The organism is Paracidovorax valerianellae, assembly GCF_900102625.1.
Classification (GTDB): Bacteria; Pseudomonadota; Gammaproteobacteria; order Burkholderiales; family Burkholderiaceae_C; genus Paracidovorax; species Paracidovorax valerianellae.
Genome location: NZ_FMZC01000004.1, coordinates 447,899 through 459,786 on the forward strand (window position 1 = coordinate 447,899; position 11,888 = coordinate 459,786).

General features: G+C 69.9%; 14 protein-coding genes. 5 read left to right on the forward strand and 9 right to left on the reverse strand.

All coding sequences use genetic code 11. From position 1 onward, the window contains the following. Positions 1-64 precede the first annotated feature (64 nt). The 4 genes from BLT03_RS09755 to BLT03_RS09770 form a co-directional block, all read right to left on the reverse strand. Entirely contained in the window at positions 65-889 is an 825-nt protein-coding gene (locus BLT03_RS09755) for a uracil-DNA glycosylase family protein (protein ID WP_092742877.1), read from the reverse strand. Next, a complete protein-coding gene (gene rimI, locus BLT03_RS09760; protein ID WP_092742880.1) occupies positions 886-1,356 on the reverse strand; it encodes a ribosomal protein S18-alanine N-acetyltransferase in 471 nt (156 codons plus the stop codon). Before rimI ends, BLT03_RS09755 begins: the two co-directional genes overlap by 4 nt. Next, entirely contained in the window at positions 1,353-2,081 is a 729-nt protein-coding gene (gene tsaB / locus BLT03_RS09765) for a tRNA (adenosine(37)-N6)-threonylcarbamoyltransferase complex dimerization subunit type 1 TsaB (RefSeq protein WP_092742883.1), read from the reverse strand. Before tsaB ends, rimI begins: the two co-directional genes overlap by 4 nt. Positions 2,082-2,232: 151 nt before the next feature. Beyond that, positions 2,233-2,541 (reverse strand): hypothetical protein, encoded by a 309-nt coding sequence (locus BLT03_RS09770; RefSeq protein ID WP_092742886.1) that lies wholly within the window; start codon positions 2,539-2,541, stop codon positions 2,233-2,235. A 174-nt stretch (positions 2,542-2,715) separates the two neighbouring features. Between BLT03_RS09770 and dacB the strand changes: the two genes are divergently transcribed. After that, complete coding sequence (gene dacB / locus BLT03_RS09775) at positions 2,716-4,188, forward strand: D-alanyl-D-alanine carboxypeptidase/D-alanyl-D-alanine endopeptidase (protein ID WP_092742889.1); 1,473 nt, start codon at positions 2,716-2,718, stop codon at positions 4,186-4,188. Positions 4,189-4,232: 44 nt separating this feature from the next. Here dacB and BLT03_RS24450 read toward each other — a convergent pair whose 3' ends face one another. Beyond that, positions 4,233-4,466 carry a hypothetical protein gene (locus BLT03_RS24450; protein ID WP_175537715.1) on the reverse strand — a complete coding sequence of 78 codons (234 nt, stop codon included), beginning with the start codon at positions 4,464-4,466 and terminating at the stop codon, positions 4,233-4,235. On the opposite strand from BLT03_RS24450, the gene BLT03_RS09780 reads away from it, so the two are divergent. Both BLT03_RS09780 and BLT03_RS09785 read left to right on the forward strand, forming a co-directional pair. Then, complete coding sequence (locus BLT03_RS09780; RefSeq protein ID WP_245711308.1) at positions 4,441-5,490, forward strand: SGNH/GDSL hydrolase family protein; 1,050 nt, start codon at positions 4,441-4,443, stop codon at positions 5,488-5,490. The genes BLT03_RS24450 and BLT03_RS09780 overlap by 26 nt on opposite strands. Positions 5,491-5,522: 32 nt before the next feature. Then, complete coding sequence (locus BLT03_RS09785) at positions 5,523-6,194, forward strand: OmpW/AlkL family protein (protein ID WP_092742895.1); 672 nt, start codon at positions 5,523-5,525, stop codon at positions 6,192-6,194. A 96-nt stretch (positions 6,195-6,290) separates the two neighbouring features. Here the strand turns inward: BLT03_RS09785 and BLT03_RS09790 are convergent, their stop codons facing one another. From BLT03_RS09790 to purE, 4 genes are all read right to left on the reverse strand, one after another. Beyond that, positions 6,291-7,244 carry an SGNH/GDSL hydrolase family protein gene (locus BLT03_RS09790; RefSeq protein ID WP_092742898.1) on the reverse strand — a complete coding sequence of 318 codons (954 nt, stop codon included), beginning with the start codon at positions 7,242-7,244 and terminating at the stop codon, positions 6,291-6,293. A gap of 89 nt (positions 7,245-7,333) precedes the next feature. After that, complete coding sequence (locus BLT03_RS09795; RefSeq protein ID WP_092742901.1) at positions 7,334-8,344, reverse strand: L-threonylcarbamoyladenylate synthase; 1,011 nt, start codon at positions 8,342-8,344, stop codon at positions 7,334-7,336. Between the two features lie 19 nt (positions 8,345-8,363). Then, positions 8,364-9,542 carry a 5-(carboxyamino)imidazole ribonucleotide synthase gene (locus BLT03_RS09800; protein WP_092742904.1) on the reverse strand — a complete coding sequence of 393 codons (1,179 nt, stop codon included), beginning with the start codon at positions 9,540-9,542 and terminating at the stop codon, positions 8,364-8,366. Then, a complete protein-coding gene (purE, locus tag BLT03_RS09805; RefSeq protein WP_092742907.1) occupies positions 9,539-10,036 on the reverse strand; it encodes a 5-(carboxyamino)imidazole ribonucleotide mutase in 498 nt (165 codons plus the stop codon). Before purE ends, BLT03_RS09800 begins: the two co-directional genes overlap by 4 nt. A 92-nt stretch (positions 10,037-10,128) precedes the next feature. Between purE and trxA the strand changes: the two genes are divergently transcribed. Beyond that, positions 10,129-11,037 (forward strand): thioredoxin, encoded by a 909-nt coding sequence (gene trxA / locus BLT03_RS09810; RefSeq protein WP_092742910.1) that lies wholly within the window; start codon positions 10,129-10,131, stop codon positions 11,035-11,037. A 68-nt stretch (positions 11,038-11,105) separates the two neighbouring features. After that, complete coding sequence (locus tag BLT03_RS09815) at positions 11,106-11,876, forward strand: META domain-containing protein (RefSeq protein ID WP_092742913.1); 771 nt, start codon at positions 11,106-11,108, stop codon at positions 11,874-11,876. Positions 11,877-11,888 lie beyond the last annotated feature (12 nt).

An 11,888-nucleotide genomic window follows, 5' to 3' on the forward strand; every position in this document is an offset into this window, starting at 1 on the left:
AAATCAGTGACACAGACAGGGTTTACGGGCCTTGCCAGCCCATGCGGAGCGAGCCGCGAGGGGCTCAGTTGACGCCGGAGGCCGGCCCGCCCGCGCCGGGTGCCGAAGCGCCCGCAGCGCGCACCACGGCCAGCGCGCGGCACAGGTCCGCCCAGGCGGCGGCCTTGGCTTCCGGGGCGCGCAGCAGGTAGGCCGGGTCGTAGGTGACGATGGCCGGCGTGCCGTCGGCCAGCGCGTGCGCATTGGCACGCAGCCGTCCCAGGGGCTCGCGGCTTTCCAGCACGGCGCGGGCCGCGCCCAGGCCGAGCACCAGCACCATGGCCGGGCGCAGGGTGGACAGCGCCTCCTGCAGGGCCGGCGCGATGCCCGCCTCGCCGGGGGCGCCCGCGCCGGTGCGCTGTACCGCCGCAAAGAAAACCCGCGGATGGCGGTGCAGGCGCATGGCGCGCAGCATGTTGTCCAGCAGCTTGCCGGCGTCGCCGGTCAGCGGGGCGTCGGGCGTGGCGCTCTCGGCCAGCACCAGCCAGCCGGAGCCTAGGTCCGCCGGCGCCATGGCCGGGTCGGCCTGCGGGTAGAGCGGCTGGGGGGCCTGCAGGGCTGCCGTGGGGGCGGCGCTTTCGTCCCTGGCCATCGGCGCGGCCACCGGTGCGGCAGCCGCAGCCGGGCGGGCCGCGGCGGGCGGTGCGACGACGGAGCGCGGCTCTGCCGGCGCTGCTGTTGCGGGCTGGTGGGGTGGGTGAGTTGGTGGCCTGCTGTCCGCCTGTGGTGAGTCCGCCGGGCTGGGTGGTGCCGGTTCTGCAGCAGGGGCCGGCGTTGCCACCGGTGCCCACACCGTGATGCCCATCTCCGCCAGCATCGCGCGCTGGCGTGCGTCGAGGTCGAGGCTCATAGCGCCAGGCTCATCACGACGGCATCTTCGCGCTCGCCGTTGTGGGCAGGGTAGTAGCGTTTGCGTTCGCCCACGAAGCGAAAGCCCCGTGCTTCGTAGATTTCACGCGCCCGAACGTTGCTCACACGCACTTCCAGCCACAGCCATTGCGCGTTGCATCCGCGGGCCCACAGGGCCAGCGCGTCCAGCAGCAGGCGGGCCCAGCCCTGGCGCTGGTGTTCCGGGGCTACGGTGAGGTTGAGCAGGTGCACTTCGTCCACGCCTTTCATGGCCACGAAGTAGCCGATGAGTGTTTCGCCGGCCAGCAGCAATTGGGTTTCGTAGCCGGCCGCCATGGCATCGATGAAGTTGCCACGCGTCCAGGGGTGCGAGTACGCGGCCTGCTCGATCACCAGCAGAGCGTCCAGGCGCGCCAGCGTGAGCGGCTCGAAACGGGCCTCGTCGGGGGTGTGCGGAACAGCGCTCATGGGGCGGTGGAGGGTTGGGTCAGCGCAGCCGCTGCGGCCTGCTTGGCCGCCAGGCGCTCCGCCGTGGTCTGCGCCACTTTATCGCGCACGTACAGCGGCAGGGCTTCGCTCGCCGGCTGGGCACCGCCTGCTGCCAGGCGGGCAGGCGCCAGGCGCAGCAGCGCCGCAGCGGTGGGCAGGGCGGGGACGTGGGGGGCTTCGGGCGCCAGCCGCTCGCCATAGGCGGCGCGCGCGTTGCCGGCCACGGTGTAGCCGGATGGGGCCTGCACGGCCTCAGGCGCGCAAAGGCCGAAATCGCCTTCGCCCAGCCAGTGGCCGTCATCTTGAAATTCAAACCGCGCGGTGTAGACCTCGTCCATCCGGGCGTCCAGCACCGCCACCACGCGCGTGCAGCCATGGGCTTGGCGGGCGGCTTCGGCCAGGGCCAGCAAGGTATCGATGGGGAGCACTGGAACGCCGGCACCGCCGCGCGCCCCGAAGGCCAGTCCCTGGGCCACCGAGCAGGCGGTGCGCAGCCCGGTGAACGAGCCCGGCCCGCGCCCGAAAACCACGGCATCGAGCGCATCGAACGACAGGCCCGCGTCGGCGAGCAAGGCACGGATCGCCGGCAGCAATGTGGCGGAGGCTTGCGCACCGCCAGGCCCGCTGTGCTCCCAGGTCGCATCCCCGCGCTGGACGGCGATGGAGAGGGTGTCGGTACTGGTGTCGAAGGCGAGCAGGTTCATGGCGTGGGATGCGGCTGGCTCCCTGAAGCGCCGTGTCTGCGAAAACGCAGGGGGTGCGCCGCACCCGGTGCAAGGAGGCCGGTGCGCATTATCGGCGCCCCGGCCACGATGCTGCAGGCAGGTATCGGCGCAGACCCCGCGCGCCGGCCGGTCAGGCGGTTGCGGCTTCCAGCGTGGCTTGCTGCGCCAGGGCGTCGCCCTCGCCGGCCAGCAGGCCCAACGGGGCATCGGGGGCCGGCTTGTCGCAAGGCTGGGCGCCCACGCGGGTCGCGATATCGCGGGCCGCGGGTGAGAAATACAGCCAGAGGTTGTCGCTGGCAAGGTCGTAGCTGGAGAAAAGGGCGCGCCCGGAGCCCGGGGGCGTCATCAGGAACTTCGCCATGAAGATCTGCTGGATCTGGCGCGCGGGCTCGAACGCGTCCTGGTCGTTGCCGAGAGCCAATTTGTACCAAGTGCTCACAGTTGCCTTTCTCCCCGGTGGCCGGGACTTCATGATGGAGGCCATCCTAGGGTGAACCCCAACGCCTTCGGCCCTCCGCCCTGGCGCGTCGGTTTGTAGGACGAATGCCGGTTCTCGGCCATATGGCCGGCCGCAAACCAGCGCAGCGGAACCCCGTCGGTAGACTCGCCGCCCATGTTGCAAGTCTTTTCATCCCGCAGGCGGACGGTCCTGCGCGCTGCCACGTTCGTGGCGCTCGCCGGCATGGCGCTGCAGGCCCCGGCCCAGCCCCCTGTTTCATCTCCTGACCCCGCTGCCCTGGGAGCGTTGCCCCCGGCCGTGGAGGCCGCCCTGCAGCGCGCCAAGCTGCCGCGGGAGGCGCTTTCGATCCTGGTGGTCGATGCGGAGGGCCGGCAGGCGCCCCGGCTGGCCTATCGCGCCCAGGTGCCGGTCAATCCGGCGTCGGTCATGAAGCTGGTCACCACCTACGCCGCGCTGGACCAGCTGGGCCCGGCGTTCACCTGGGACACGCCGGTGTACCTGGATGCCCGGCCGCAGTCCGGCAGCCTGCAGGGCAACGTGTACATCAAGGGGCAGGGCGATCCCAAGCTGGTGGTCGAGCGGCTGTGGCTGCTGATGCGCCGGCTGCGGGCGCAGGGCATCCAGGTGATCGTGGGCGACATCGTGCTGGATCGCAGCGCGTTCGACGTGCCCGAACACGATGCCGCGCGTTTCGACGGCGAGCCGCTGCGCCCCTACAACGCCGCGCCGGACGCGCTGCTGGTCAACTACAAGTCGATTGCGATGAACTTCGTGCCCGACCCTGCGGCCGGCGTGGCGCGCGTGCAGTACGAGCCCCCGCTGGCGGGGGTGCAGTGGCCCGCCACCGTGCCGCTCGCCGCCCCGGGCGCGGACTGCGGCGACTGGCGCACCGCCCTGAAGGCCGAGCTTGCTGACCCCGCCCGCATCGCCTTTCAAGGGGTGTACCCCGCGGCCTGCGGCGAACGGGCATGGTCGGTGGCGCCGGCCGATCCGGCTGGCTACGCAGCGCGCGCCATCGAGGGCATGTGGCGCGAGCTGGGTGGCAAGCTCACCGGCAGCGTGCGCGACGGGCGGGTGCCTGCGGGCCTGGTGCCGGCTTTCAGCACACCATCGCCCTCGCTCGCCGAGGTGGTGCGCGACATCAACAAGTACAGCAACAACGTGATGACGCAGCAGGTGTTCCTCACGCTGGCGCTGCAGAAAAACGGCCGCGGCACGTTCGACGGCGCGCGTGCCGTGGTGGGGCAGTGGTGGCGCCAGCGCTTTCCCGGCACCGAAGCGCCGGTGCTGGACAACGGCGCGGGCCTGAGCCGCGAGGCGCGCATCAGCGCCCAGGCGCTCGCGCGCATGCTGCAGGCGGCGTGGGCTTCGTCCGTCATGCCCGAGCTGGTGGCGTCGCTGCCGATCACGGGCGTGGACGGCACGCTGCGCCGCAGCCAGGGGCGTTCGGTAGGTGCGGCCCACCTCAAGACGGGCAGCCTGCGCGATGTGTCGGCCATGGCCGGCTATGTGGACGGCGCCAGCGGCCGACGCTACGTGATGGTGGCCATCGCCAACCATCCGAACGCCGCTGCGGCGCGCCCCGCCATCGAAGCGCTGGTGGACTGGGTGGCGAGCGATCGCTGAAGGCCGCGGCATCGGGCGGTCCGTCCGCCCGATGCCGGAGGCAGCTATCGGTAGTTCCCCTGTGCTGCGCCAGGAAATGCGGGTTTACGATGGGTCGCGGTAAAACGCACGACCGTGCTATTTTTTAACCTGACGGAGTACACCTTGATCTCAAAAATCACAAATAACAGAGCTTCCTGGGCGGTAACGGCATTGGCGGCAGCTTCCCTGCTCGCTGCATGCGGAGGCGGCGGGTCGGACACGACCCCCGCCGTGAGCGTGAATTCGGTGAAGGTCATGGGCGACAGCCTGGCCGACAGCGGCACCTTCGGCTTCAAGTTCACCGTGCAGGGCACGGCAGCCACGGGCGCCGGCTCCAGCGCCATCTGGCCCGAGCGCGTTGCCACCAGCTACGGCCAGACCCTGTGCCCGCACTATGCGTCGAACGGCACCGCGTTCACCACGCGCGCCGAATGCACCAACTACGCCGTGGGCGGCGGGCGCATCAACAACTTCACCGCGCCCACGTCGCCGGTCTCCATCACCAAGCAGATCCAGGATGCCGGTGCGGCCGGCTTCACCGACCGCGACCTGGTGCTGATCGACGGCGGTGCCAATGACGCGGCCGACCTGATCGGCGCCTACCTGCGCGCTGCGAGCGATGGCGGCGTGGCCTACCGCACCGTGCTCGGCACGCTGCTGGACGCCAACACCGTCAACACCGCCATGGCGGGCGGCGCGACCGGCATGGCGCAGGTGGGCGGTCTGTACATGCAGACGCTGGCCACCCGATTTGCGGCCACGATCAAGACCAACACGCTGGACAAGGGCGCCAAGCGCGTGGCGGTGCTCAACGCCCCCGGCATCACGCTCACGCCGCGGTTCCGCCTCGTGGTGGCCTCCATCGCCGCCTCCAGCGGCGCTGCCGCTGCGGCCCAGGCCGAAGCCCTGTTCGACGGCTGGATCCAGGCCTACAACGCCCGGCTGGCGGCCAGCCTGGGCACCGACAGCCGTCTGGCCCTGGTGGACTTCTACACCTCGTTCAAGGACCAGGCCACCAACCCGGCCCAGTACCAGCTGACCAACGTCGCGAACGCGGCCTGCCCGGCCACCGGCGTTGGCAGCGATGGCCTGCCCACCTACTCCTTCCCGACCTGCACGTCGGCCGCGCTGTCGGCCCGCACGCCCCCTGCCGGCGCCACGGGCGGGGCCGACTGGTGGAAGTCGTACGGCTTTGCCGACAGCTTCCATCCCACGCCTTATGGCCACCAACTGGTGGGCCAACTGGTGTCGCGTTCCTTGTCCACCGCCGGCTGGCTCTGAGCGCCCGCGCGCGTACCCCTTTAGGAGTTTTCATGAAGCCATTTTCCTGGGCCTGCGTGGCGATCGCCGCAGCAGCCTTCTGCGGCGCTGCCAGCGCACAAGTCGCGGGCACGCTGAGCGTGCGCGCAAGCGTCACCCAAATCTCTCCGCAAACCAAAAGCGGCAACCTGAGCGCGCCGAGCTTTCCCGGCACTCGCGTGGACGTGCGGTCCGACACCACCCTGACCGGCGGGCTGAACTACATGCTGACCGACCACTGGGCCGTGGATGTGCCCGTCGGCCTGCCGTTCAAGCACTCGTTCTATGGCGACGGCGCCATCAGCGGCGTGGGCAAGGTGGGCGAGACCAAGGTAGTGCCCGCCACGGTGTTCGCGCAGTACCGCTTCCTGGAGGCCAACGCGGCCTTCCGGCCTTACGTGGGCGTGGGCGTGACCTACGCCAAGTTCTTCAAGGAGCGCACCACCGCCACGCTGAACGCGATGACGGGCGGCACGCCGGCCAATCCCACCACCGCGTCGATCGACGACAAGTGGGCGGCGACGGCGCAGGTCGGCTTCGTGTGGCAGTTCAACGAGCGCTGGTTCATGGATGCGGCCTATTACAAGACCGCCCTCAAGACCACCACGCACCTGTCCACCGGGCAGAGCATCGACATCAAGCTCAACCCGAACGTGTTCACGGTCGGCATCGGCTATCGGTTCTGACGCCAGCATCCCAAGCCCCTGCCCCGTGCACGCCACGGGGCAGGGCGTAAAAAAGCCGACCCTGGGGTCGGCTTTTTTGCGGGCGGGAGCCGGTGCTTACCAGCGGGCGCGCAGGCGGTCGTATGCGTAGGTGCCGAACTGGCGCTGGGCCGAGGGCGAGAAGTACACAGGGTCGGCGAACACGTACTTGTCCTGGGCGGCGCCCGGCAGCAGCGTGGAGGCGTTGCACAGCAGCGAATTGACCCGGCCCGTGCCGATGCCGATGCCGTTGTTCGGGTCCACCGAGGTGCAGACGGCGTTGTCCTTGTCGGTGAAGCCGTAGCCGGATGGCGAGCCCACGAACACGTTGCCGTAATAGGCCAGATCGACGTACAGCACCGTGGTGCCCAGGTCTTCGATGTTCACCAGCAGGGCCTGGTTGAACTGCGTGCTGGCGTTGCTCAGCAGCGTGGTCTGGTTGATCGACACGGCCCAGGGGCTCTTGCCCAGGTCGTACGTGCCGGTCACCACCACGTGCTTGGCACCGGCGTTGGACAGGCGGCGCACCTGCGCGGCCAGTTCCTTGCCGGCCGTGGCCGCGTTGGTCAGGAACTGCGCGCTGGTCTGCGTGCCCGCGTTCACCGCGGCCATGCCGGCGATCACGTCGCTGATGCCGCCGTTGATCATGACCAGGTCGTTTTCAGCGAAGCCGCCCTTGGACAGGAAGGTGTCGATCTGCTGGGTGACGGAGGGGGTGGTGGTGCGGCCGGCCGCGTCGGTCGTGGCCGTCACGCGAGCGTTGCCCTGGGCGTAGCCCGTGCCGCCAGCAGCGGCGGGCGTGAAGCTCTTGCCGTAGTTGTTGGCGATCTGCTGGGTCCAGTTGTTGATGCTGCCGTCGTTGACCGTGTAGCGGGCGCCGTTTTGGCCCATATCGCTGAAGCCGTCACCGAACGTGATGAACCGGTCGGGCGTGATGGCCGACTCGGTTGTGCTTGAACCGCAAGCCGCGAGCAACGTGGCCGTTGCACAAGCGGCGACCACGAGGGTGCGGCGCATCCAATTTGCTGCCATGGGTTTTTCTCCAGAAAATGTGGCGAGAGTTTAACGACTGGCGCGGTGTGGCCTGCAACAGGGCGTGCAATAGGCCTTATGCGCCCGTCCTATGCCGCCGCGGCGCGCTGCAGGCGGTCGCGCACGCCCTCCCATTCGGGGGCGGCGGGCGGGGTTTCGATCCAGATCAGCTTCACGCCTTCGTCGTCGAAGGCACGCAGCACGGCGAAAAGCTGCTGGGCGGTGGCCGCGGCATCGTCGGGCATGCGCCGCACCTGCACCTTGGCCGACCGCGGGCGCAGCGCGCTGCGCGCATAGACCGCCAGGTGTGCGGCATCGGCGCCCAGCAGGTCCAGCCCGGTCTGCAGGGCCTTGGCGTCCATCAGGCGCACCTTGGCGGCCGGGGCGTAGTGGGCCTCCAGCGTGCCCGATGCCCGGGGGGTGTGCGCGGGCAGCTCTTCTTTCGATAGCGGCGTCAGGCCGCAGGCTTCGGCGATCTGGGCGCGGGTGATGGCTCCGGGGCGCAGCAGTACCGGTACGCCGCGCGTGCAATCGACGATGGTCGACTCGATGCCCACGCCGCAGGCGCCTCCGTCCAGCACCAGCAGCGCTTCGCCCAGCTCGTCCTGCACATGCAGGGCGGTGGTGGGGCTCACGCGGCCGAAGCGGTTGGCGCTGGGCGCGGCCACGCCCCAGACGGGGCGGCCTTCCAGCGCGGGATCGTCCGAGGCGCAGGCGCGCAGCACGGCCTGGGCGACCGGGTGCGCGGGGCAGCGCAGGCCCACGCTGTCCTGCCCGCCCGTGGCCGCCACAGCCACGCCGGGCAGGCGCGGCAGGATGAGGGTCAGCGGTCCGGGCCAGAACGCGTCGACCAGCGCCTGCGCGAACAGCGGCACTTCGCTGGCGAAGTGGGCGATGCCCGATGCGTCGGCCACGTGAACGATCAGCGGGTGGTCGCTCGGCCGGCCCTTGGCCGCGAAGATTTGCGCCACGGCCGCATCGCTGGCGGCGTCGGCCGCGAGGCCATACACCGTTTCGGTGGGCAGGCCCAAGAGCGCGCCCGTGCGCAGGGCACGCGCCGCAGCGGCGATGGATTCGGGGCGTTGGCCGTCGAGGATCATTTCGCGTGTGGCCCCGGGTTCAGAACGCTTCGATGCCCAGAAGCGCTGCCGCCTGCAGCGCCGTGGCGCGCGCGGCCTCCACGGTGGGCGCCGTGACATTCAGGTGGCCCATCTTGCGGCCGGGCTTGGCCTCGGTCTTGCCGTACAGGTGCAGATGCGTGCCGGGCAGCGCCAGCACCGCTTCCCACGCCGGGGTGCGGGCGTGCAGGCCATCCGCGAACCACAGGTCGCCCAGCAGGTTGAGCATCACCGCCGGGCTGTGCTGGCGCGGTTGCGTCAGCGGCAATCCGGCCATGGCGCGCACCTGCAGCTCGAACTGCGACACATCGCAGGCGTTCTGGCTGTAGTGGCCGCTGTTGTGCGGGCGCGGGGCGATCTCGTTGACGACCAGTTCGCCGCCGTCGAGCACGAAGAACTCCACGCACAGCACGCCCACGTAGTCGAGGCCATTTGCTATCGATTTCGCAGCTGTAACTGCTTGCTGGGAAAGCGCTGGAGGCACATTTTGTTCATAGACCTCGGTGACCGCCAAAATGCCATCCCGGTGCAGGTTGCGCTGCACGGGCAGGTTCACGCAGGCGCCGTCGGCCCCGCGCGCCACGATCACCGAGCATTCGAGCGCCAGGGGCAGCATCTTCTCCAGCACGCACGGCACGCCGCCCATGGCCTGCCAGGCCGCGGCGAGTTCGGCCGGCGTCTTCACGCGGGACTGGCCCTTGCCGTCGTAGCCCATGCGGGCGGTTTTCAGGATGCCCGGCAGGAGATGGGGCTCCACGGCCGCCAGATCGTTGGCGCTGGCGATCACCGCGTAGGGCGCGCAAGGCACGCCGCAGCGCACGAAATGGGCTTTTTCCTGGGCGCGGTCTTGCGCGATGGCCACGGCACTCGCGGCCGGGGCGACGGGGCGTTCGGCGCCCAGCGTGCGCAGCGCCTGGGCCGGCACGTTCTCGAATTCGGTCGTGATGGCATCGCACAGGCCGGCCAGTTGGGCGAGGCCGTCCGGGTCTTCATAGGCGGTGCGGATGTGGTGGTGGCTCACCAGGCCGGCGGGGCTGTCGGCATCCGCGTCCAGCACGGCCGTGAAATAGCCCATCGCCTGTGCCGCATGCACGAACATGCGCCCGAGCTGGCCGCCTCCGACCACCCCGAGCGTGCTGCCGGGCAGCAGCGGGCGTGCCGGACTATCGGGCGCGCTCATGCGGACACCGGCGGCAGGGCCATCGCGCGCGCCGCAGCCGTCTGCTCGGCGCGGAAGGCCTCCAGCTTTGCGCGCAGGGCCGGGTCCTCGGTGGCCAGCAGGGCCACGGCGAAGAGCGCCGCATTGGCCGCGCCGGCCGTGCCGATCGCAAAGGTCGCCACGGGGATGCCCTTGGGCATCTGCACGATGCTGTGCAGCGAATCGACGCCCTGCAGGTGGCGACTGGCCACCGGCACGCCGAGCACCGGCACGGTGGTCTTGGCGGCGATCATTCCCGGCAGGTGGGCGGCACCGCCCGCACCGGCGATGATGGCCTTGAGCCCCGCGCCCGCCGCCGCTTCCGCGTAGGCGAACATGTCGTCGGGCATGCGGTGGGCCGAGACCACACGGGCTTCGTGGGGGATGCCGAATTGCTGGAGAATCTGCACTGCGTGCTGCATGGTCTCCCAGTCGCTGCTGGAGCCCATGACCACACCGATCTGGATGGGTTTCATGTGAGTGGGGCGCTGGAGAACCGGCCGCCCGCCGAAGTGGAACCCGCGATTTTACTTTTTGTGTGCCGAGCGCACCCACCAGGCCTGAACACATGATCGATGTCACCGTAGAGAATTTTGAAACCGAAGTCATCGCCGCCTCGATGGAAGTGCCCGTGCTGGTGGACTTCTGGGCCCCGTGGTGCGGCCCGTGCAAGTCGCTCGGCCCCATCCTGGAGAAGCTCGAAACGGAATACGAAGGCCGTTTCAAGCTCGTGAAGATCGACTCCGACCAGGAGCAGCAGATCGCCGGCATGTTCGGCATCCGCAGCATTCCCACCTGCGTGCTGCTCATGAACGGCCAGCCCGTCGATGGCTTCATGGGCGCCCAGCCCGAGGGCCAGGTGCGCGCCTTCCTCGACAAGCATGTGCCCACCGCCGAAGCGGCCCTGGCCGAGCAGGAAGAAGAACTGGCACTGGATGCCCTGGCCGACGGCGACACCGACACGGCGCTGGAAAAGCTGCAGCACGCCGTCGCCACCGATCCCGCGAACGACGACGCCCGGTTCGACTACGTCAAGCTGCTGCTGCAACTGGGCCGCGACGACGATGCCAAGGTCGCCTTCGCCCCGGTGATCGCCAAGGCCCCGGGATCGCGCAAGCTGGGCGCGCTCAAGGCCTGGATGGATGCTATTGATTTCGTAGCAATGGAGGCAGGCAATCCGGCGGCAATGGCCGATTTCGATGCCAAGATCGCCGCCAACCGCCGCGATTTCGATGCGCGCTTCGGCCGCGCCCGCTGGTTCATGGCGCACCAGCGCTGGACCGAGGCGATGGACGAGTTGCTCGAGATCCTCATGCGCGACAAGGCCTGGAACGACGAGGCCGCGCGCAAGACCTACGTTGCCGTGCTGGAGATCATCGAGCCGCCCCTGGTGAAGGTGGCCGAGGGCCAGATTCCGCCGCAAGACCCGGTCGTCGCGACGTACCGCCGCCGCCTGTCCAGCGTGGTGCTGAGCTGATCGGCGCCCAGGCCACGGAGACAGTCCGGTTCGCGGGCGCCGAGCGGGCGCGTGCGGCCGCCCTGGCCGTGGCCTCGGTGCTGGTGCTCGCGCTGGCGGGTTGCGCCACATCGCCCCCGCCCGATGCGATGGTCATCGGCACGGTGTTCTCGCGCGAGCGCCTTTATGTGCCGCCTGACGAACCAGCCGTGTTCGAGGCAGCGCTGCTCGACGTCTCGCGGCCCGACGCACCGCCCACCGTGCTGGGGCGCCAGCGCATCGAACTGCCGGGGCCGCCGCCGTATCAGCTGAAGATTCCTTTTCGGTCCGCACTCACGCAGCCGCTGCTGCCGGGGCGCTACCGGGTTCGTGCGTCGCTGTCCCTGCAGGGCTACGTGCGGTTCGCCTCCGATGGCACCCACCCGCTGCCGCCCGACCCGGCCTACCGGCGCGTGGATGTCGAGCTGCACCGCCTTCCTCTGGACCGAGCGACCGTGCTGGCCGAAGTGCCGCTGCGGCAGACCTATTGGCGGCTGGTGGAAATCGACGACACCGCCGTGCCGCCGGCCCCCGCGGGATCGCCCGAGCCGCATCTGGTGCTGGACAGCGAAGGAGGGCGGGCGCGCGGGGCAGGGGGCTGCAATCGCTTCCTGGCCAGCTACGCGGTGGAAGGGGTTCGTCTGCGCATCACCCAGATCAACACCACCCTGCAGCTGTGCCTGCAGACGGCCACCCTGGAAGGCAGCTTTCTGCAGGCGCTGGGCGAGGTCCGGACCTACCGCCAGGAAGGGCGGCAATTGCTGATGTTCGGCGACGAAGATCGCGTGCTGCTGCGGCTGGAGGCCACCGAGCTGGAATGAGGCGGCCGCAAA

Bases quoted from the DNA above. Each gene is read 5' to 3' on its own strand.
- BLT03_RS09755 (WP_092742877.1), bottom strand. From the start codon at position 889: ATGAGCCTCGACCTCGACGCACGCCAGCGCGCGATGCTGGCGGAGATG.
- rimI (WP_092742880.1), bottom strand. From the start codon at position 1,356: ATGAGCGCTGTTCCGCACACCCCCGACGAGGCCCGTTTCGAGCCGCTC.
- tsaB (WP_092742883.1), bottom strand. From the start codon at position 2,081: ATGAACCTGCTCGCCTTCGACACCAGTACCGACACCCTCTCCATCGCC.
- dacB (WP_092742889.1), top strand. From the start codon at position 2,716: ATGTTGCAAGTCTTTTCATCCCGCAGGCGGACGGTCCTGCGCGCTGCC.
- BLT03_RS24450 (WP_175537715.1), bottom strand. From the start codon at position 4,466: ATGACCTTCACCGAATTCACGCTCACGGCGGGGGTCGTGTCCGACCCG.
- BLT03_RS09785 (WP_092742895.1), top strand. From the start codon at position 5,523: ATGAAGCCATTTTCCTGGGCCTGCGTGGCGATCGCCGCAGCAGCCTTC.
- BLT03_RS09790 (WP_092742898.1), bottom strand. From the start codon at position 7,244: ATGGCAGCAAATTGGATGCGCCGCACCCTCGTGGTCGCCGCTTGTGCA.
- BLT03_RS09795 (WP_092742901.1), bottom strand. From the start codon at position 8,344: ATGATCCTCGACGGCCAACGCCCCGAATCCATCGCCGCTGCGGCGCGT.
- BLT03_RS09800 (WP_092742904.1), bottom strand. From the start codon at position 9,542: ATGAGCGCGCCCGATAGTCCGGCACGCCCGCTGCTGCCCGGCAGCACG.
- purE (WP_092742907.1), bottom strand. From the start codon at position 10,036: ATGAAACCCATCCAGATCGGTGTGGTCATGGGCTCCAGCAGCGACTGG.
- trxA (WP_092742910.1), top strand. From the start codon at position 10,129: ATGATCGATGTCACCGTAGAGAATTTTGAAACCGAAGTCATCGCCGCC.